This window comes from uncultured Acidaminococcus sp., from assembly GCA_900538365.1.
Classification (GTDB): domain Bacteria; phylum Bacillota; class Negativicutes; order Acidaminococcales; family Acidaminococcaceae; genus Acidaminococcus.
Genome location: UPXT01000014.1, coordinates 1 through 20,840, shown reverse-complemented (window position 1 = coordinate 20,840; position 20,840 = coordinate 1). Strand labels below are relative to the sequence as shown.

Sequence of the window (20,840 nt, the reverse complement as noted above, 5' to 3'; positions counted from 1 at the left end):
TCCGAGTGGTTGAGTTGTTATTTTTGGGAGGTGCAGTTACATGAAGGTTGATTTGAACTCTGATCTTGGTGAAAGTTTTGGCGCTTATACGATTGGTATGGATAAAGAGGTCATTCCCCTGGTTACAAGTGCCAATATTGCCTGTGGTTTTCATGCCGGCGATCCGTCGGTCATGCAGAAAACCATTGCCCTCGCCCATGAAAATGGGGTCGGATTAGGGGCTCATCCCGGCTATCCCGACCTTGTCGGCTTCGGCCGTAGGACCATGGCTGTCAGTCCCAAGGACGTCTACGCCATGGTGGTTTACCAAGTGGGCGCCTTGGCTGCTTTTGCCAAGGCTGCTGGTGGACGGCTGCAGCATGTCAAACCCCATGGAGCCATGTACAATATGGCGGCCAAGGATGCTGCCTTAGCAGAGGCCATTGCCCAGGCTGTCTATGATGTCGATAAGGACCTGATTCTTTTTGCCCAGCCAGGAACGGAAAGTATCAAGGCGGCTGAAAAAATTGGCCTGCTTACGGCCGCGGAAGTCTTTGCCGACCGGAGCTACCAGGAAGACGGCACGCTGACGCCTCGGTCCAAACCAGGTGCGATGATTACTGATGAAGACGCGTCCATCGCCCAGGTGCTGTCCATGGTCCTTGACCATAAGGTGACCTGCCTGTCTGGTAAGGTCATTCCTATCAAGGCCGACTCCATCTGTGTTCATGGTGATGGCCCGAAAGCTCTGCTCTTTGTCCAGAAGATTCGTAAGGCCCTTTCGGAAAAAGGTGTGGAGATTGCTCCCGCTGGTTCGTTTTTGCGGTAAGCTGGGGGCTTGGGTCCTTCCTGATTCGATCCTTGATTTGGAACATTAGCTGAAAAGGAGCAACCAATATGAAAGAATCCAATCTCAGCGTCCTGTTGGGCGCCGCCTTCCTCATGGCAACCAGTGCCATTGGGCCGGGCTTTCTCACGCAGACAACGGTTTTTACAAGTCAGCTCAAGGGGAGTTTTGGCTTTGTCATCCTTGTGACCATCTTGATCCATGCCATCACCCAGCTCAATGTGTGGCGCATCATCGCCGTATCTAAAAAGCCAGGCCAGGACATTGCCAATGCGGTCATGCCGGGCCTTGGCTATTTTGTCTCGGCCCTTGTCGTTGCCGGCGGACTTGCCTTCAACATCGGCAATATCGGCGGTGCCGGTCTTGGCATGAATGTCCTTTTTGGGATTTCCCCTGTTGCGGGTGCTCTCATCAGTACAGTCATTGCTGTTTTTATCTTCCTGAACAAGGAAGCGGGACGCCTCATGGACCGTTTTGCCCAGATTGTTGGCGGTCTGATGGTACTCCTTACCATCTATGTGGCTTTTACGAGCCACCCGCCTATCGGTCTTGCCCTTTCCAATACCTTCATGCCGGAAAAGATTGACGTCATGAGTATTGTAACCCTTGTTGGCGGCAGTGTCGGCGGCTATATCACCTTTGCCGGCGGCCACCGTCTTCTTGATGCAGGGATTTCCGGTGAAGAAAACCTGGACCAGGTCAACCGCAGCTCCCTCATGGGCATCGGAATCACGAGCCTTATGCGCATCCTGCTCTTTTTGGCTGCCTTGGGCGTCATTGCCCAGGGACTGACCCTTGATCCGAAGAATCCGCCTGCTTCTGTCTTCCAGCTGGCAGTGGGAGATGTGGGCTACAAGATCTTTGGGATTGTCATGTGGTCAGCCGCCATTACCTCCGTTGTAGGCTGTGCCTATACATCCGTGTCCTTTATCCGGACCTTCAGCCCTGTCCTTGAAAAATACCATCGCTATCTTATCATTGCCTTTATCATATTTTCGTCCTTCATCTTCTCGTTTATTGGCCGCCCGGTCACGGTCCTTGTCGTGGTTGGCGCGCTCAATGGCTTGATCCTTCCGATTGTGCTTGGGGCCCTGCTCCTTGCGGCACGGAAAAAGTCCATCGTGGGAAGCTACCAGCATTCCTCGTTCCTGTTCTATGCTGGCTGGGGCGTTTTCCTGGTCATGCTCTACATGGCAGGACAGACCGTCATGAAGATGCTGCCAAAAGTGTTGGGGTAAGGAGGAATCTTCATGGAATATGATGCGAAAGAACTTGCTTGTCATCCCCGTTTCCAACCTATTGGGGAGGCCGCGTTCATGGTCAGTTTTGGCGATGCCATCCATCCTGAGATCCTACGCTGCGCCAGTGCCCTCGTGGAGGCTTTAAAGGAACATCCCTTTCCAGGCCTTCGGGAAGTGGAAGCGTCCTATACGGGGGTCACGGTCTTTTATGATCCATTGATCCTATCGCGCACGAGTCATCTTGCCGAGGACAGCCGCCTTTCTAAAGGCTATCGCGAAGCCAAGGCCTGTGTAGAGGCTCTCTTGAAGAATCTGCGCTTGGCCGAAGCATCAGTGCGGGAAAAGGTCCGCATTCCTGTCTGCTACGGCGGAGAATATGGACCTGACCTAGAATATGTGGCCGAGTATCATAAGATGACGCCGGAAGAAGTGGTCTCCATCCATACCAAGGGAGACTATCTGGTCTATATGATTGGGTTTGCCCCGGGATTTCCCTATGTAGGCGGCCTGCCGCCGGAAATTGCAACGCCGCGGCGGGACACACCGCGTCTTGTCATCCCTGCTGGCTCCGTAGGGATTGCCGGTTCCCAGACAGGCGCCTATCCCCTTGAAACGCCGGGCGGGTGGCAGCTCATTGGCCGTACCCCGCTGGACCTCTTCCGTCCCTACGACTTAGCTCATCCGAGCATGCTTGAAGCGGGGGACCGCATAGAATTTTATGCCATTACGCCGGAAGAATATAAAGAACTTAAGGCGAAAGAGGAAGGAGGCCGGCCGCAATGAAAATCCTCGTTAAAAAAGGCGGACCCCTGACGACCCTCCAGGACCTGGGACGTTACGGCTATCAAAAATTTGGTGTTCTTGTCAGTGGAGCCATGGATGATGTGTCCCTGCGCCTTTCTAATCTGCTCGTCCAGAATGATCCTGGTGAAGGTGCTTTGGAAATGACCATGAGCGGGCCGGTTCTGGTACTGCCGGCAGGGTTGGTTTTTGCCCTCACTGGTGCCGATATGAAAGCAACTTTGGGCGGTAAGCCTGTGCCCCGCTATCGGCCTATCTATGTCCGTAAGGAGTCTGCCCTGACCTTTGGCTTTGCCCAGACTGGCAGTCGGGCTTACCTTTCTGTTGCAGGCGGTTTTGACGTGCCTCAGGTCATGGAAAGCAAGAGTACCTATCTGCGGGCTAAAATCGGCGGTGTCAAGGGCCGTCCCCTCGACAAGGGGGATGAGCTTCCCATTGGGACCATTGGTCCCCATCAGGCAGCTTTTGTGGGACGTATGGAACGCAGTGCCAAGGAAGGGGATTCCTTTGTCACGGTTCCTTGGTCCATTGATGGCCGCTTTGTCTTTAATAAAGGCCCCATTCGTATCATGGAAGGCCTCCAATACGATTGGTTCACGGAAGAAAGTCAGCGAACCTTTGTGACGGAACCCTATACCATTACGATGCAGGCTGACCGGATGGGGTATCGCCTCGAAGGTGTGAAGCTCACCTTTAAAGAAAAACGGGATCTTATTTCTGAACCAGTCACGTTTGGTGCCATTCAGGTTCCGGCTGACGGCAATCCCATCATCCTTATGGCGGATCGGCAGACGACAGGCGGCTATGCCAAGATTGGCCAGGTTGCCTTAGTGGATTTGCCGCGTCTTGCCCAGATGAGGCCAGGTGACAAGATCTGTTTTGAATGGACGACCTTGACTGAGGCAGAAAAAAGCTATGCCAAGCAGGAAGCCTATATGGCGGCACTCAAAGACTCCCTTGCGGCAGCCTTGCAGAAAAAAAATTAACTTGAAGGGGAACCCCGCTGTGGCGGGGCTCCCTTTTCAAGTCTTTGTCTTTTTTGTTCCCAAAGGAGGTTAGCTCATGAATGAATCCATTTTTTTGGAAGAACTCAAGGAACTTGTAGCCTTGGAATCGTTCAGCCGGGATGCGGCTGGTACGGGTAGGGTAGCAGCATGGATCAAAAAACGGCTGGACGCTGCGGCTTGGCGGACTGAATTGATTTCCGTCGGTAAGGAAGTGGGTCCCATCCTGCGTGCGGAATGGGGTGAAGGCAAGACCTATGATGTGCTCTTATTAGGTCATATGGATACGGTCTTTCCGGCGGGAACCACCGTGACACGGCCTTTTTCCACGGAAGGGGATTATTTCAAGGGACCGGGGGCGTCAGATATGAAGTGCGGTGATCTTTTCATGGTCCATTTGGCAGAAGCCCTCTCCAAGGAGAAAAAAACGGGTCATGTACTGCTTCTTTTTACACCGGATGAAGAAATCAGTTCTATTTATTCCCGTCCTATCATTGAAGGAGAAGCCAGAAAGGCAAAGGCTGTCCTTATCATGGAGTCGGCGCGCCCAAATGGAGATCTTGTCAAGGAACGGAAGGGCATCAGCAAGTATCGGCTTATCTTTGAGGGGATTGCAGCCCATGCCGGTGTCAATCCCGATCAAGGAGCCAGTGCAGTTCATGAATGTATGTGCTGGGGCCATCAGATTGTTAGCCTTGCCGACCCCCAAAAAGGGACGACTGTCAATATTGGTACCATTACGGGAGGAACCGCTGCCAACGTGGTCGCAGACCACTGCGAATGCGTCATTGACGTACGCATCAAGGATGCGGCTGAAGGCCACCGCATCGATGAAGCGCTTCGTGCTTGGGCCAAGAGGCCTTTTGACGCCCGCATCAAAGTCACGGTCGAGGGGGGAATGAAACGGCCGCCCATGAATCCTTCGGACAAAACAGAAATTCTCTGCCGAAAAGCGGAAGAAGCCGCAAAAAAGGTAGGCATCTCTTTTGGTTGGACCAAATCCGGCGGCGGCAGTGACGGTAATCTTACCGCTGCCCTTGGGATTCCCACAATCGACGGATTGGGCCCCATTGGCGGCAAGGCCCATTCCGTGGATGAATATGGAAAGATCAGCAGTATCATGCCGCGTTATGCTTTTGTTCAGGCGCTTGTTGACAGCCTTCTTTAAGAAAAGACGCGCTGATGGCCCGTTGAAGAAACACCAAAAAAACCGCTGCAGCTTAGGCTGCAGCGGTTTTTTTGGTGTTTCTTGTGTCCCTTTTTCCCTGAAAGGAGCAGGGACCGTATCGGTTATCCGATGGTTTTGAATCAATATGAGACAGGATCAGGGAACAAACCGTGCTTAGAGGAACAGACCAGCCCCTGGCCCAACTGGCAGACCTGCCATCATCCAAAGGGCCATCATGATGGTCCAGAAGCAGAGGAAGCTCATGGAATAAGGCAGCATCATGGAAGTGAGGGTTCCAAGTCCGGCATCTTCTTCATATTTATTCATAAAGACGACAATCATGGCAAAATAGGACATGAGGGGAGTAATGATATTGGTGGAAGAGTCCCCAATTCGGTAGGCAACCTGTGTCAGGGCCGGAGAAAGACCGAGCCGATACATCATGGGAACAAAGATAGGTGCCATGATGGCCCATTTTGCCGAAGCAGACCCCATAAAGAGGTTCAGGAAGGCTGACAGGAAAATGAAGAGAATAATAAGCGGGAGTCCGGTAAGGCCTGCTGCTTCAAGCGCGTCAGCCCCTTTGAAGGAAACAATGAGGCCCAGGTTGGTTTTCCCGAAGTAGGCAATGAACTGGGACGCGAAGAAGGCAAGGACCATATATCCGCCCATGGATTTCATGGCTTCCGTCATCGCGGCGACAAGGTCATGGGAGGTGCGGAGTTTGCCCGTCGTCCAGCCGTAGGCAGCGCCCGGGATGAGGAAGAGAAGCAGGATGGCCGGAATGAGTCCATCATGAAGGAAGGCTTTGAGGGTCATGGCCCCGTCCGGTTCAGGAGTGCGGAAAAGGGCATTGGCTGGGAACATCAGGAGAGCCATGATCAGGACGTAAACGATGAGGGCAATAGTGGCGTTGCGGAGAGCTTTGTTTTCAAGGTCTGTAACAGGGGCATTGTCCGGTCTGTACTTACCGGTATAGGTGCCAAGGTTCGGCTCGACAATCTTATCCGTCACGATGGTCCCTATGATGGTCAGGACAAAGGTCGAAGCGGCCAGGAAGTACCAGTTGCAGGTCGGGTCGAGGGTCATATCAATCCCTGCTGCCTTGAGGGCTTGGTTGGTAATACCGGTCAGGAGGGGGTCCGTCGTACCGATGAGGAGGTTTGCGGAGAACCCACCCGATACGCCGGCAAAAGCGGCTGCCATCCCTGCCAGCGGATGCCGTCCGGCCATGGCAAAGATCAAGGCACCAATGGGAATGACAATGATATAGCCTGCGTCAGAGGCAATGTTGGACATGATTCCAGCAAAAAGTACAATGGGGGTGAGGAACTTCGGGTTGGCGTTCATGAGGAGCTTTTTCAGGGACGTATTGAAGAGTCCCGTCCATTCAGCAACACCGACCCCGAGCATAGCCACAAGGACTGTTCCCAAAGGGGCAAATCCGGTAAAGTTCTTGGTCGCAGAATTGAACATGTAGCGAAACCCATCCGGGGTGAGCAGGGATACGGCTTTTTTGGTGACTTCGGCCTTGGCACGGGCGTCAAAGTAGGTGACGGAGACGCCCTGCGCGGCAACGAAATGGGATACGATGACGACGATGACCGCCAAAAGCAGAAAGAGCATGGCAGGATGGGGCAATTTATTGCCGATGATTTCAACTCCTTTTAAAAAGCCGCTGATCTCCTTCTTTTTCTGTGTGTTCATTTTTTCATTTTCAGACATTTTTTCTCTCCTTGGTTACATGTGGAACAAGGGACCATGAAAGGGATCCCTTGTTCTGGACTGTGAATCTGGGTGATGATATGCGCATGATAGGCACGTTGTTCCAAGCGATGAGACAATTCCCCTACTGTCTCAAGAACCTCCTTTCCGTAAGTTTTGTATCAGTTCCAACTTTATTTTACCAAAAACTTAATAATATGAATAGTGCAAAAATAAAAAACGCAAAAATAGGAAGAAAATGAGGTTTTATACTGGGAAAAATTTTACGTAAAATAGGGGCGAAGCCGGAAATGACTCCTAAACTGTGGTATGATAGAAGAAAGCGAAAAAACATTCCATTCTATAATTATTCAAGATGGAGGGGGCAGTAAACATGCGTGATACATCCTTGGTTTTCCCTCTGGATGGACAGGGCAGGATCCTTTTGGGCCGCAAGAAACGGGGCATGGGCTATGGCAAATGGAACGGCTTTGGCGGCAAGATGGAAATCGGCGAATCTATGCGGGAATGTGCTCTGCGGGAACTATTTGAGGAATGCGGTCTTTTTGCCGAGGAAAAGGACCTGATCCTTGTAGCAGACCTATATTTTGACCAGCCGTCTGATGGGAATTGGTCCCATGGGGGCATGGTCTATGTGCTCAAGAAATTTACCGGTGCCATTGAAGCCAGCGACGAAATGGAACCTCGCTGGTTTTCCTTGGAAGACCTGCCTTATGAGGACATGTGGGAAGCGGACAAAACATGGATTCCCCTGATCCTTCAGAATAAACAGGTCCGGGGCACCATTGCTTTTGCTGAAGATGGCAGCACGGTCCTTGATGCCGTTTTCCGGGAGGTTCATCTTGATAGTCGGAAATGAGTGGGTTCCCGCTCTTTTGCATTGGTTCGATGAAGCCAAACGGGATCTTCCCTGGCGGGTCAATCATCCCCGTGACCCCTATCATGTGTGGGTTTCAGAAATCATGCTCCAACAGACGCGGACGGAAACGGTAAAGGATTATTTTTTACGTTGGATGGCAGCTTTCCCTACCATAAGCGCTTTGGCGCAGGCGCCAGAAGAGGCGGTCCTCAAATTATGGCAGGGTCTGGGCTATTATTCTAGGGCTAGGAACCTCCATAAGGCAGCAAGGGAAATCGTCCTCCGACATCAAGGGGAGTTCCCGAATACGCTGGAAGCGGTACGAGCTCTGCCCGGCATCGGTGACTATACAGCAGGTGCCATTTTATCCATGGCCTTTGGCAGCCCTGTCCCTGCCGTGGATGGCAACCTGCTGCGGGTGATGGCCCGTCTTTTTGGGATTTCAGACGATATCCTTTCTCTTAAGGGCAAACGAACCATAGGACGAATCGCCCAAACGTCTATTCCCCAAGAACGGCCGGGAGACTTCAATGAAGCGTTGATGGACCTTGGTGCCACGATTTGTATTCCCCGTGCGCCGCGCTGCGGAGCTTGTCCCCTTAACGATTTCTGTACCGCATTCCGGGAGAACCGGACAGGTGAGCTGCCGGTCCGCAGAAAGAAAAAGGCGCCAACCATTTATGAAGTGACAAGTCTTTTCATCCGTAAGGAAGGGGCGCTGCTTCTTCACAAAAGGCCGGAAACAGGCCTTCTTGCTTCCTTATGGGAGCTTCCGACCTTTCTTGGCAAAACGGAAAAGGAAAGCCGAAAGGAAGCAGAACGGATGCTTGGAAATTTTGAGGGAAAGATCCTCTGGACCCATCGGCACGTCTTTACCCATCAAATTTGGCGGATTACGGTCTACCTAGGCGCAATTCCTCGCAGCCTGCCCGATCCTTCTTATGAGTGGGTCGACGAAGGGGCCCTTGGGACCTTGCCTCTTTGCGGGCCGGCAGAAAAATGCCTTTCTGCTTGCCTTCCCGGCGCCATACTTACGCGGTGAATGTATAAGTACCCTTACGGGGTATACAAGAGCGGATTCATATGATATAATACATCTCAATCCATGATATTATTTTTTAGAATAAGAAGGTGATTACTATGAATGATTCTCCTCATCAAGATCATTCTAAACGTGTTTTTTATTATTACCTTGCGGCTATCCTCATCATTCTTGTCATCAATACGATCATCACGCCCATGTTCTTTAAACCTCGCGTCCAGGAAGTTACCTATACCAACTTCCTGAAGATGGTTGATGAAGGCAAGGCTTCCAAAGTTGAAATCAATCAGAACCGCATCGCCCTCCTATGCAACAAGGATGGCAAAGATGAAATCTTTGTCACGGGCCGCGTTGAGGATCCAGAGCTTGTCAATCGTTTGGTCAAGGCAAATGTGGAATTTTCCCAGGTTATCCCTCGGGAGGATTCGCCGCTGACCAAGTTCTTCAATAACTGGATTTTCCCCTTCCTGCTCTTTATGGTCATTGGCCAGCTGATCATGCGGTTTGTGGGTCCAAAGCTGGGCGGAGGCAATATGATGAGCTTTGGTAAGAGCAATGCCAAGGTCTATATTGAAGCCCAGACTGGCAAGACGTTCAAGGATGTAGCCGGCCAGGACGAGGCGAAGGAAGCCCTTCAGGAAATCGTGTCCTTCCTGCATGACCCATCCCGCTACCAGGCCATTGGTGCAACCATGCCTAAGGGCGTGCTTCTTGTAGGCCCTCCGGGTACGGGCAAGACCCTCCTTGCCAAGGCTGTTGCCGGTGAGGCCAAGGTCCCCTTTTTCTCTATTTCCGGTTCAGAATTCATTGAGATGTTCGTTGGCATGGGGGCGGCCCGTGTCCGCGACCTCTTTAAGCAGGCCCAGGAAAAGGCCCCGTGCATTGTCTTTATCGATGAAATCGATGCCATAGGCAAAAAACGCGATAATGGTGCCTTTGGCAGCAACGACGAACGGGAACAGACCTTGAACCAGCTCCTTTCCGAAATGGACGGCTTTGACGGCAGTAAGGGCGTTATCATCCTTGCTGCGACCAACCGTCCGGAAGTCCTTGATAAGGCCCTCCTGCGGCCGGGTCGTTTTGACCGCCGAGTGCCTGTGGAACTGCCGGACCTTAAGGGGCGGGAAGCCATTTTGAAGGTTCATTCCCATGATGTGCGGATTTCTCCTGATGTGGATTATCATACGGTTGCCCTTGCTACAAGCGGTGCTTCCGGCGCAGAACTTGCCAATATCGTCAATGAAGCTGCCCTTCGTGCCGTTCGCATGGGCCGTACGGAAGTTATCCAAGAGGACCTTGAAGAATCTGTGGAAGTCGTCATTGCTGGGGCCCAAAGAAAGGGGGCCGTTATTTCCGAGAAAGAAAAGCAGCTCATTGCCTATCATGAAATCGGTCATGCACTTGTGGCTGCAAGTCAGACCGCGTCGGCACCGGTCCATAAGATCACCATTATTCCCCGGACGAGCGGTGCCTTGGGGTATACCATGCAGGTTGACACAGAGGAAAAGGTTCTTATGACGAAAGACGAACTCTTCAACAAGATTGTTACCTTGACAGGGGGACGGTCTGCTGAAGAAGTTGTTTTCAACAAGGTCACGAGCGGTGCATCCAATGATATTGAACAGGCAACAAAACTTGCTCGGGCCATGATTACCCGGTTTGGCATGACAAGCGACTTCGATATGGTCGCCCTTGAAACCGTGAACAATGCCTACTTGAGCGGTGACACCTCCCTTGCCTGCGCACCGGAAACGGCTGCCCGCATTGATGAAGCTGTTTTCTCGGTTGTCAAGGAGGCCCATCAAAAGGCCCGGACCATCCTTGAGACCCATAGACAGAAGTTGGATGAACTTGCCCAGTATCTCTTGAAGAAGGAAACCATTACGGGCGATGAATTCATGGCCATCCTGAAAGGAACGGACCCAGCCTCTGCTGCAGTTGAACAAGCCCCCGACAGTCCCCAAAAAGGGGTATGAAAAATAAGCTGGCCCTGCCCTGTAAGGGACAGGGCCATTTTGCTGAAAAGGCGCCTTCTGACAAACGGGGACAAGTGTGATATAATAAGCGAACTACCCTACGGAAAGCCGAGGGAATCCTCCGATCAAAAGAAGGGAACACTATGGAATTTTGGAAGGAAGAGAGCAGTCTCTACCAAATCATAAAAGATCATCTTAATCAGGAAGGGTATTTTGATCCCGATCTCATTGAGGATCAAAATTTTGTCGATACATATGCTGTCCTGTTTCGGGAACCGGGAACAAGCGACTCTTTCATGGCCAGCCTGCCCGACCGACCTCAGGAAGAGGTGGGCTCTGTCATCGCCGGAGCCCTTGCCGCGTATGCGAAAAATCCTGATTCCAAGGCTGAAAAGGAGCTCTATGCTTCCATCTCGAGCGTTCCATTTATTGTCTATAATGATTACCTTGTCGACCTTTTGTCCACGCAGGAAATCCCTGACGCCCTTTGGGATCTCTGCCATCGCTGGCTCTATCATGCCTTTGCCCCGGAGGTCCTGAAACTTGCCATTACCGTGACCGGTCTCCATCTCTTGAACGAGGAGAACCTGAACGAAGTGGAACGTCTTCACAAGGATCTCATGCTGCTTGCCCGCTGTGAGGAACTGACAAGCTTTGTGGTCTATGCCCTGGAATTAGGGCATCTTCTTGAAAATGAGGATCTGTGGGAGATCTTGACCCATACGCGAGGCTGGGGCCGAGTCTGTGCCATGTCGACTTATGATTTCATTACGCCTGAAGAAAAACATTGGCTTCTTCTCAATGGCTGCGATCTCACGGTTGATTATCCTGCAGTGGCTCTTCTTGTCGTCGAAAAAAGCAATCTACTCGAAATGCTTGAAAAAGAGCAGCTGGATGATGAAACTTTTGATGCCGTCCTTCACACCATGGTTGACTATCTTGATTTTTTGGCTAATTTTGAAGCTCAGCCGATAGAAGACGGGGCGGATAAGGCCCTTGCACTGCCGCCTCTTTCCTATAGCCACGTCCTGGACCGGCTCCTTGTACACGCTGGGCAGCATCAGACTACCCTTGAACAAGTGGCAGGGCTCATGAGTCTTCGAGAAGAGCTGCAGGAAATGATTGATAATGAAAATTGGGATTACTTCAGCATGAACCAGTGCCATCTTTATGTTGGAACCTTGGATGGTGTCGTTATGGGACGGGACTGGAAGAAGATCCTTCCCAAGGAAATCCTCTCAAAAGATGGATCCGTCAATATCCTGCCCCTGCAGTTGGCAGATATCCTAGGCATCGACATCCATACCCAAGTCTGGAACCTGCTTAAGAAAGATTCTATGAGGACACTCCTTTATCCATATCTGCTCCAGTCGGGCAGCAAGGCACGTCTTGAAAAAGTTACGGATTTTGCCATGCTTCATCTGGATGCGTATCTTCAGGATGAACGGCTTGTCATTCCCCTTCTGCGGGGCCTTATGAATGTTCCTCCTTGGGGCGGGGATATTATTGCCGAATGTTTGAGCTCCCTCCACGAAGGAGCCCGCAGCGTGGCTGTAGAGGTCCTTGAGGCTTGGCCTGACAAGAAGTGGAACGGGAAACTTCAAATGGCACTTGTCAGGGCGCGGGAACTGACAACGCAGCCCATTCTCCGGATGCGAATCGACGAGCTGATTAATCACAAGACCTTGGAATTTGAGGATTTTGTCAATTATATGAAAGCCCAGAAGGGACAGGAATAAAAAAACGGTGCTGGAAGCACCGTTTTTTTATGTGTGGATTTTTACTTTTGCGCACTGCGGGCAAACTGGACCGCTTCATGGGAAATGAGGCCGCCGCAGGTGTTGCCAAGGGCAATGACAAGGATCCGTCCCAAAGCAGCTAGGTCCATGGTGCCCGCCGCAAAGTAGTAGAACATATCGGCAATGCTGTGTTCATACCCACTTAGGATGAAGACAGCAATCCCCAAAAAGATGGCGGCATATTTTCCGATGGCCTGAGGAAAAGAACGATAGCCTTCAACGGCAAGGAAAACAAAGATGTTGCACAAGATTCCCAAAATGAAAAGGGAACCAAGACTGTCCGCATTCTTGACGGCAATCAGGACGGCCGCCGCTTTTTGGATGGAACCAGATAGACGCGTACCTGACAGCAGGAAGGCCATAAGGCCGGCCCCGACGAAATTGCCCCCTAAGATGACCGGATATTCCCAATAACTGCGCCAAGATCGCTCCCGAGCATAGCAGATCTTGCCCGTAAAAAGATGGAACCGGCATTCGCAGACCGCAAATAAACCAACCGTAAAGAGCAGGGCACCTAAGGCCTTGCTGGTCTGCTGCAAGTAAACCGCACCGCCGAGACCGATGGCAAAGCCTGCACAGACTGCGGAACGAAATAGTGTGAAGGGACTCATTGACGCTCCTTTAGGATTTGCGGACCGAAACATAGATGAGGGAAACCGGTTTTTTGAGTGTGAGGACGAAGGCATCTGATGCGTCATCGCTGACATAGAGCGTATCTCGTGTCAGGGGGTATTCATTCAGGGTACTTCCTGTGAGGTCCTTTGCGTCTAGAAAGGGAACATAGAGAAACCGGAAATCGGCAAGACCAAATTTTTTTGACGCATTGATGACGCTGTAGGCGGCATGCATGCCTTTTTTATACATGACATTGAAATCAATGGCCTTTCCGACGGAATGGGTATGGTAGGCCCCATCAAAAAAGTCTTCTTCCAGGGGGGCAAGGGTCACCTTCTCCCCTGTCTCCCTGTAGGTGAGGGTAAAGCCCCCTTCAAGGGGTGTAATGATGCGTTGGTAATCTGGCAGAAGGGTGAAATCGGATGCTTCAAGGTCGACCGTCGCCGAACTGATGCGCAGGTCAAAGCGGCGTTCCTTATAGGAACCATCACGGGGAAACAGGTAGAATTCGGTTGTCGTTCCGCCCGACCAAGTCGTCGAAACAGCGTCTTTCCTGGAAATTACTGATACTGTCATACAAGACACCTCGTTTCTTTATGGTAACCATTGAAAAAGCAGGAACAGCCCTGCTGTGCTGTCGTTTCCATGCTATTGTTAAACCGTCAAATTTTAGTCAAAAGAAGTTTTTTTCGCTTTTTTTATTTTTCAGACGTTTCTTTGTCGGTCCCATCATAGAATGAAGTCGTTCAGAAAAAAGCCGTCCCTTTGGGGGACGGACAAAACAGGTAAAATCCTATGGAGGTGCTCAAATGGCTAAAAAGTTGGTTGAATTTGTTCCGAATTTCAGTGAAGGCCGTGACAAAGCAAAGGTAGAAAAGATTGTTGATGAAGCCCGCAAGATTTCAGGGCTGAAGATCCTGGACTATTCCAGCGACCCTGACCACAATCGTTCTGTTGTCACCATCATCGGTTCTCCTGAAGCGGTAACGGAAGCTGCCATCAATATGGCAAAGGTAGCCATTGGTTTGATTGATATGCGTGAACATCATGGGGCCCATCCTCGTTTTGGTGCTGTTGATGTTGTACCCTTTACGCCGGTTATGGGTGTAACGATGGATGAATGTGTCGAAATCGCCAACAAAGTCGGTAAGGCTTATGGTGAAATGGGCATTCCTGTCTATCTTTATGAAGATGCCGCAACAAGTGAGGGACGCCGCAACTTGGCTACGGTCCGCAAAGGCCAGTACGAAGGCTTCTTTGATAAAATCAAGGAACCGGAATGGAAACCGGACTATGGCCCCAGCGAAATGAACGCTGTAAGCGGTTGCTCTGCCGTTGGTGCCCGAGTTCCCCTCATTGCATTCAACGTCAACCTGCATACGCCGGATGTTGAAATCGCTCAGGCTATTGCCAAGAAAGTCCGCAACATCGGCGGCGGCCTTCACTATGTCAAGGCCATTGGCCTGAAACTGGAAGACCGCAACATGACCCAGGTCTCCATGAACCTTGTCAACTATGAAAAGACCGCTGTTTACCGCGCTTTCGAAATGGTCAAGATGGAAGCCCGCCGTTATGGTGTTGCCGTAGCTGGTTCTGAAGTCATTGGGACGGTCCCTATGAAGAGCCTGCTCATGGCAGCTGAGTACTATCTCCAAATCGAAAACTTCGATATGGACGAAATTCTTGAAAAGCGCCTGCTTGACGCAGAAGAATAAGCGACCCATACCTAGGAAGGGGGAACTACCGTGTTTAGCGATATCGAGATTGCACAAAAAAATGTCATGGAGCCAATTAGCAAGATTGCTGAAAAACTGGATATCCATCCTGAAGAACTGGAACAATATGGTCACTATAAAGCAAAGATTTCCCTTGATGTACTGAAACGCTTGGAAAAGAAACCCAACGGGAAATTGGTCCTTGTAACGGCCATCACGCCTACCCCTGCTGGGGAGGGTAAATCCACGACGAGCATTGGCCTTGTCCAAGCCCTTAATAAGATTGGCAAAAAAGCCATCGTAGCACTCCGCGAACCTTCCTTGGGGCCTGTGTTTGGAATCAAGGGCGGTGCTGCTGGCGGCGGCTATGCGCAGGTTGTTCCTATGGATGACATCAATCTGCATTTCACGGGGGATATGCACGCCATTACGGCTGCTAACAACTTGCTGTCCGCAATGATTGACAACCATATCCATCAAGGCAATGAACTGCGGATCGATGCCCGTCAGATTTCCTGGCGCCGCGTCATGGATATGAACGACCGTGCTCTCCGTCATGTTGTTGTCGGCTTGGGCGGTAAACCCTGCGGTTTTGTGCGCGAAGACGGGTTCATGATTACCGTTGCTTCCGAAATCATGGCCATCCTTTGCCTGGCCCATGATATTGAAGACTTGAAGGAACGTTTTGGTCGTATCGTCATTGGCCCGGACCTTGATGGGAATCCGGTCTATGTCCATCAGCTGGGCTGTGAAGGGGCTATGGCCATGCTCATGAAAGATGCCATCAAACCGAACCTCGTCCAGACGCTGGAACATACGCCGGCTATCATCCATGGCGGACCTTTTGCGAACATTGCCCACGGATGCAACTCCCTTCTTGCTACCAAAATGGCCCTTAAATTGGGCGATATTACCGTTACGGAAGCTGGCTTCGGTGCTGATCTTGGCGCTGAAAAATTCCTCGACATCAAATGCCATTATGGCAACATGTATCCTGATGCGGTTGTCATTGTTGCTACGATCCGCGCCCTCAAGATGCATGGCGGCGTCAAGAAGACGGAACTGTCCCAGGAAAATGTCCAGGCTGTCAGCGACGGGTTTACGAACCTTGCCAAACAGGTTGAGAACATGCGCGGCTTTGGTCTGCCCGTCCTGGTTGCTATCAACAAATTCGCTGCAGATACACCGGCTGAAATCGATATGCTCCTCAAGAAATGCGAAAGCTACGGTGTAGATGTCAGCCTCAACGAGTGCTGGGAAAAAGGCGGCGAAGGCGGTATCGACATGGCAAACAAGCTGGTTGACCTGCTCGAACATGATACGTCCAAACCGGTTGAACTCTACGATGTAAACGACACGATCCCGCACAAGCTCGAAGCTATTGTGACAAAGGTCTATGGCGGTGATGGGGTTGATTTTACGCCTAACGCAAAGAAACAGATCAAACAGCTCGAAGATTGGGGCCTTGATAAACTTCCGATCTGCGTGGCTAAGACCCAGTACTCCTTCAGCGACAACCCGGCCCTTCTGGGGGCTCCGAAAGGGTTCCGGATCACTGTCCAGGATGTTCGCGTCTCCAATGGGGCTGGCTTCATTGTCTGCCAGACCAGCAACATCATGGTCATGCCGGGCCTGCCGAAGAAACCGGCCGCTCTCAATATGGACATCGATACATCGGGCAAGATTTTAGGTCTCTTCTAAAATAACAGTAGGAAACGAGGAATCAAGATATGGAATTAAAGAAAATGACGGTGGAGGGATTCGTCCAGGAAACGAGCTCTTCTTCTCCTGCGCCGGGTGGCGGCAGCATAGCTGCCTTGAATGCGGCTTCTGCTGCAGCTCTTATTGAAATGGTCGCTCATCTGACCATTGGCAAAGAAAAATATGCAGCGGTGGAAACGGAAATGAAGGAAGTGGCTGAAAAAGCGGCTTCCCTCAAGAATCAGTTCCTGGCCCTCATTGACGAAGACAGTAATGCCTTCAATAAAATCATGGCAGCTTTCAAGATGCCCAAAGGTTCGGACGAGGAAAAGGCTGTTCGCAGCAAAGCCATTCAGGAAGCGACTAAGGGTGCTGCCTTGGTTCCTTTCAAAGTTGGTGAAACGGCAAATGAACTCTTTGCCCTGGCTGACGCTGTCATTACGCGCGGCAACACCAATGCTGTGACAGACGGTGCCGTGGCCGCGATGAACGCTCGGGCCGCTGTCCGCGGTGCCTTCCTTAACGTCAAGATCAATTTGGGAAGCATTAAGGACCAGACTTTTGTAGATGACCTCAAGGGCAAGATGGCCGCCATCGAAAAAGAAGTTGATGGAAAGGAACAGGCCCTTCTTGGAAAAGTCAATCTCTAAAAATCAAAGAACTGCCGCATTGGCTGCGGCAGTTCTTTTTTACATGAACAACTGGTTCTCTGTCTTTCTTTTATTGTGCTTGATTAAGAATCTCGTTACAATGGAAAAAACAATGTAAAAGAGGTGAGCCTATGACATCAATCTTTGACCTAGCCATTTTTCTTAGTGGTGACGGCGTCATTTTTCAGGTGTTTTTTGGCATGGAATGGACCGGTCCGCGGGATGCAGCCTTTTATGTAGGTCAGAAGGTGGGGGCCCTGACTGGTTTTATTTGGCATGCACAGGATATGACACTTTCCTATGAGGGGGACCTGTATCGCTATACTTCCTTGGGTATACCTCAGGGGACTTGTTTCCTTCTAAAGAAGGAAGACATCCAGAAAAAACTCATGGCTGCGGCTCTTGATGCCTCACCGGATATTATCCAGCTCTACACCAAAACCGGTGGCATCTCTTTTTTTAATCAAACGAGCCGCCGTTTCCTGGGGATTCCCCTTGAAGACAGTGTGGAAGGACAGGCGCTCCTTGATGTTTTTTCCTTGGATGCGGATTACAGTTCTGTCTTTACCGCTCTTAAAAGCGAAAATCCCGTCCATCACCGCTACGATTCCTACAAATCAACAACTGGAAAGGAGCTTATGACCGTTGTTGAAGCAGAACCTGTCTTTGATGAAAAGGGCAGTCTGATAGGGGCTTTTTCCGTGGAACGGGACATGAAGTCTGTCAAGACCCAGCTGCAGGTCCTTCATGAAGTGGAAGCCATCTTGATGCGGCATCTGACAGAAGATTTTACCGTCAAAAGTGATGTCCACTACACCTTTGACGATTTTATCGGTTCTTCGAGCGTTCTTCGGGAGACCCTTCGCCTTGCCCGGAAAATGGCACTTCGGGACATGAATATCCTCATCGAAGGGGAAACAGGGACGGGAAAGGAAATCCTTGCCCAGAGCATCCATCAATACAGCTCCCGGAAGAAGGAAAACTTTATCGCTGTGAACTGTGCTGCTTTCCCGGAAACCCTCATTGACAGTATGCTCTTTGGTACGGTCAAGGGCGCTTTCACAGGCGCTGCGGATAAGATGGGCCTGATCGAAGCGGCAAATCACGGAACCTTGTTTCTCGACGAAGTGAACTCCATGAGTCCCCTCATGCAGGCAAAATTGCTTCGCGTCCTGCAGGAAAAGACGCTGCAGCGGATCGGCAGTACCCGCTCCATTCCCATTGATGTCCGAATCCTTTCCTCATCCAATGAGGATGTGTATCGCCTAAGTCAAGAGGGGAAGATGCGGCAGGATCTTTTTTATCGTTTATCTTCCCTTATCCTTGAGATTCCGCCCCTCCGCAGGCGGATGGAGGATCTGCCGGAACTCGTCCGATATTTTATTGACCGCCATCCACAGCTGACGGCCCAGCCCATCCACGAATTAACGCCCAAGTTTTGGCGTCGCCTTTTGGAACATGATTGGCCAGGCAACGTGCGGGAACTCTTTCATATCTTGAGCTATGCCATCAGTGTATCCCAAAATGGTATACTCGACGAAAGTGATTTTCCCTCCTATTTTCTGCGGCATGCCGTCCCTTTGGAACGGAAGGAACCCAGCCGCATAGGAAGGGAACCGGTTCCTGCGGCAGTGGGCAGGACCTTTGCCGAGCAAATGGACGATTTTGAAAGGAACCTTTTGTGGAATACTTATCTTTCCTGCGGGAAAAACGTCACAAAAGCAGCTGAGACCCTAGGCCTTACGCGGCAAAATTTCCAGTATCATATGAAAAAGTTCCAGGAAGCGGGAAGTGGGGATGGAATACTGGATAAATAGAAAAATTGGCGCCAAAAAATCTTGCAGCAAGAAAACTTTGCTGCAAGAAATAAAAAGCGCTTGGAATGATGGGGCAAAGAAAATCGTTCCAAGCGCTTTTTGTGCAAAATCTGCAAGATAAGTTACAGAATCCATTGGGTGGAAAGGGCCCTGACTTCTTTTTTTAATTGGCATGGCTTTTGCAACATACTTTAGTAAAGAAATGGCTGACTTAGCCAAAAGAAAGGGGACGGTCATGGGGTATCCCGTCCGCTTTCTTCTTAAAACCGGGTAGGTGCCCTTGGAGGTTGAAAGAGTATGGATGGAAAGAAGGAAAGAGCTGTACGCTGGGATGTTTTTATTCCCTGTTTCCTTGTGATTGGCGGCGCCGCCATCTTGGGGGTTGTCAATAACGCATGGCTGACAAAAGTTACGTCCGCTATTTTTGGCTGGTCCCTGGAAACGTTTGGATGGCTCTATCAATGGGTTGCTTTAGGGACGCTGCTTCTCATCACGATTTTGGCATTTTCTCCTTTGGGAAAGATTCGCTTTGGAGGACCCAATGCCAAGGCAAAATTTTCCTTTGGCGCTTGGTTTGCCATGACGCTTACCGGTGGAATCGCAACCGGCCTCATTACCTATGGTGTCAATGAACCTATCATTTATTTGGGCAATATCTATGGCGAACTGGAAGGTTCGGGGATTGAGCCTTTTTCCCAGGAAGCCGTCTTTTTTTCCATGGCGCGCTGCTTCTATAACTGGACCTTCATTCCCTATGCGATGTACGCCTTGAGCGGTGTGATCATTGCCTACATGTATTATAATCGGCACGAAGAACTTTCGGTCTCTGCCTCCCTAACGCCTTTATTTGGGGAAAAAGTCACAAAGGGCATCTTTAAGTCCATTGTCGATACTCTTTCTGTTCTCGCCATTGGCCTAGGTCTTGCTGCTTCCTTAGGCGCGGGCCTTGCTCTTGTTGGCTCTGGCCTTACCGCTGCTTATGGTATCAGTCAGGGGCCTTCTGTCTGGATCATCCTGACGGCCATCATCACGGCGACATTTACAATTGCTTCGGTTCTTGGCATCGATCGGGGAATTAAGTGGCTGGCCAACCTGACGACGAAGATTTTCTATTTGCTGCTTTTCCTGTTCATTATCATTGGTCCTACGGTTTATATCCTGAACCTAGCCAATGTAGGTGTGGGCTACTGGCTTGATCGTTTTTGGACATGGGGGCTTGATCCCTATATTGCAGGCGGCAAGGCACTTGTAACCTGGTGGACCATGTATGACTGGGCCATTTGGATTGCCTATGCACCCCTCATGGGGATTTTCTTTGCCATGATTGCCTACGGCCGCACTGTCAAGCAATTTTTGCTTATTAACTGGATCTTGCCGGCCGTCTTTGGCCTTGTTTGGTTTGCCGTTTGGGGCGGCACTGCCCTGGATTGGCAGCTTTCCGGCCGTGTTGATATTGTCGGGGCCATTAAGAGCGGCGGTGCTGTGGCGGGAATTTGGACTTTCCTTCAGGCAATTCCCTTGGGCTCGCTTCTGGTTCCTGTCATCATCGTCACGCTCATCGCTGCTTTTTCCACAACAGCCGATACCATGTCCACGACAATTGCTGCACTTTGCACGGCTGGTGCCCGTCACGATGAGGAACCGGCTCTTTGGCAGAAGGTGGTTTGGGGCGTTTCCATCGGCGCCATTGCCTGCATCATGGTTGCTTTTGGCGGCGGCGCCCAAGGGGTTGACGGGGTCAAGTTTCTTGCAGCCTGCGGGGGCTTTGTGGTCCTAGCCATCTTTATTCTTCAGGTACTGGCAGCTGTCAAGGTCTTTTTCTTCGACAACCGGACAAAAAAGGATAGGTTAATTGTAAAATGAAATAGGACATATAAAAAGACATACAGGAAATCTTTTGG

At 50.8% G+C, this 20,840-nt stretch carries 18 protein-coding genes; 15 read left to right on the top strand and 3 right to left on the bottom strand.

Annotated features, from left to right (window positions below; translation table 11 throughout):
• Positions 1-40 precede the first annotated feature (40 nt).
• From QZQ08_RS04385 to QZQ08_RS04365, 5 genes are all read left to right on the top strand, one after another.
• Entirely contained in the window at positions 41-808 is a 768-nt protein-coding gene (locus tag QZQ08_RS04385; RefSeq protein WP_296328422.1) for a LamB/YcsF family protein, read from the top strand.
• 68 nt (positions 809-876) lie between these two features.
• A complete protein-coding gene (locus tag QZQ08_RS04380) occupies positions 877-2,064 on the top strand; it encodes an NRAMP family divalent metal transporter (RefSeq protein ID WP_296328418.1) in 1,188 nt (395 codons plus the stop codon).
• Positions 2,065-2,076: 12 nt separating this feature from the next.
• Positions 2,077-2,850, top strand: a complete 774-nt coding sequence (gene pxpB / locus QZQ08_RS04375) for a 5-oxoprolinase subunit PxpB (RefSeq protein WP_296328416.1) — start codon at positions 2,077-2,079, stop codon at positions 2,848-2,850.
• Positions 2,847-3,854 (top strand): biotin-dependent carboxyltransferase family protein, encoded by a 1,008-nt coding sequence (locus tag QZQ08_RS04370; RefSeq protein ID WP_296328413.1) that lies wholly within the window; start codon positions 2,847-2,849, stop codon positions 3,852-3,854. Before pxpB ends, QZQ08_RS04370 begins: the two co-directional genes overlap by 4 nt.
• Positions 3,855-3,930: 76 nt before the next feature.
• A complete protein-coding gene (locus tag QZQ08_RS04365; protein WP_296328411.1) occupies positions 3,931-5,040 on the top strand; it encodes a M20 family metallopeptidase in 1,110 nt (369 codons plus the stop codon).
• A 174-nt stretch (positions 5,041-5,214) separates the two neighbouring features.
• On the opposite strand, the gene QZQ08_RS04360 is transcribed toward QZQ08_RS04365, so the two are convergent.
• On the bottom strand, positions 5,215-6,747 hold the full coding sequence (locus tag QZQ08_RS04360; protein WP_366140923.1) for an AbgT family transporter: 1,533 nt from the start codon (positions 6,745-6,747) through the stop codon (positions 5,215-5,217).
• Positions 6,748-7,138: 391 nt separating this feature from the next.
• Between QZQ08_RS04360 and QZQ08_RS04355 the strand changes: the two genes are divergently transcribed.
• From QZQ08_RS04355 to QZQ08_RS04340, 4 genes are all read left to right on the top strand, one after another.
• Entirely contained in the window at positions 7,139-7,624 is a 486-nt protein-coding gene (locus tag QZQ08_RS04355; RefSeq protein WP_296328403.1) for an 8-oxo-dGTP diphosphatase, read from the top strand.
• Positions 7,608-8,666, top strand: coding sequence for an A/G-specific adenine glycosylase (gene mutY / locus QZQ08_RS04350; protein ID WP_296328400.1), 1,059 nt, complete (start codon positions 7,608-7,610; stop codon positions 8,664-8,666). The genes QZQ08_RS04355 and mutY overlap by 17 nt, the downstream gene beginning before the upstream one ends.
• Before the next feature lie 98 nt (positions 8,667-8,764).
• On the top strand, positions 8,765-10,642 hold the full coding sequence (ftsH, locus tag QZQ08_RS04345; RefSeq protein ID WP_296328397.1) for an ATP-dependent zinc metalloprotease FtsH: 1,878 nt from the start codon (positions 8,765-8,767) through the stop codon (positions 10,640-10,642).
• A 143-nt stretch (positions 10,643-10,785) separates the two neighbouring features.
• Entirely contained in the window at positions 10,786-12,381 is a 1,596-nt protein-coding gene (locus QZQ08_RS04340) for a hypothetical protein (protein ID WP_296328394.1), read from the top strand.
• 41 nt (positions 12,382-12,422) lie between these two features.
• On the opposite strand, the gene QZQ08_RS04335 is transcribed toward QZQ08_RS04340, so the two are convergent.
• Both QZQ08_RS04335 and QZQ08_RS04330 read right to left on the bottom strand, forming a co-directional pair.
• Positions 12,423-13,052 (bottom strand): formate/nitrite transporter family protein, encoded by a 630-nt coding sequence (locus tag QZQ08_RS04335; RefSeq protein WP_296328392.1) that lies wholly within the window; start codon positions 13,050-13,052, stop codon positions 12,423-12,425.
• 10 nt (positions 13,053-13,062) lie between these two features.
• Positions 13,063-13,632 carry a HutD family protein gene (locus QZQ08_RS04330; protein WP_296328388.1) on the bottom strand — a complete coding sequence of 190 codons (570 nt, stop codon included), beginning with the start codon at positions 13,630-13,632 and terminating at the stop codon, positions 13,063-13,065.
• Between the two features lie 20 nt (positions 13,633-13,652).
• Between QZQ08_RS04330 and QZQ08_RS04325 the strand changes: the two genes are divergently transcribed.
• The 6 genes from QZQ08_RS04325 (at position 13,653) to QZQ08_RS04300 (ending at position 20,802) form a co-directional block, all read left to right on the top strand.
• Positions 13,653-13,796, top strand: coding sequence for a hypothetical protein (locus tag QZQ08_RS04325; RefSeq protein WP_296328385.1), 144 nt, complete (start codon positions 13,653-13,655; stop codon positions 13,794-13,796).
• Positions 13,797-13,865: 69 nt separating this feature from the next.
• Positions 13,866-14,771, top strand: a complete 906-nt coding sequence (ftcD, locus tag QZQ08_RS04320) for a glutamate formimidoyltransferase (RefSeq protein WP_120110752.1) — start codon at positions 13,866-13,868, stop codon at positions 14,769-14,771.
• A 30-nt stretch (positions 14,772-14,801) separates the two neighbouring features.
• Positions 14,802-16,472, top strand: coding sequence for a formate--tetrahydrofolate ligase (locus QZQ08_RS04315; RefSeq protein ID WP_296328378.1), 1,671 nt, complete (start codon positions 14,802-14,804; stop codon positions 16,470-16,472).
• A gap of 29 nt (positions 16,473-16,501) precedes the next feature.
• Complete coding sequence (locus QZQ08_RS04310) at positions 16,502-17,122, top strand: cyclodeaminase/cyclohydrolase family protein (protein ID WP_296328376.1); 621 nt, start codon at positions 16,502-16,504, stop codon at positions 17,120-17,122.
• A gap of 131 nt (positions 17,123-17,253) precedes the next feature.
• Positions 17,254-18,939 (top strand): sigma-54-dependent Fis family transcriptional regulator, encoded by a 1,686-nt coding sequence (locus QZQ08_RS04305; RefSeq protein WP_296328371.1) that lies wholly within the window; start codon positions 17,254-17,256, stop codon positions 18,937-18,939.
• A gap of 297 nt (positions 18,940-19,236) precedes the next feature.
• Positions 19,237-20,802 (top strand): BCCT family transporter, encoded by a 1,566-nt coding sequence (locus QZQ08_RS04300; protein ID WP_296328368.1) that lies wholly within the window; start codon positions 19,237-19,239, stop codon positions 20,800-20,802.
• Positions 20,803-20,840 lie beyond the last annotated feature (38 nt).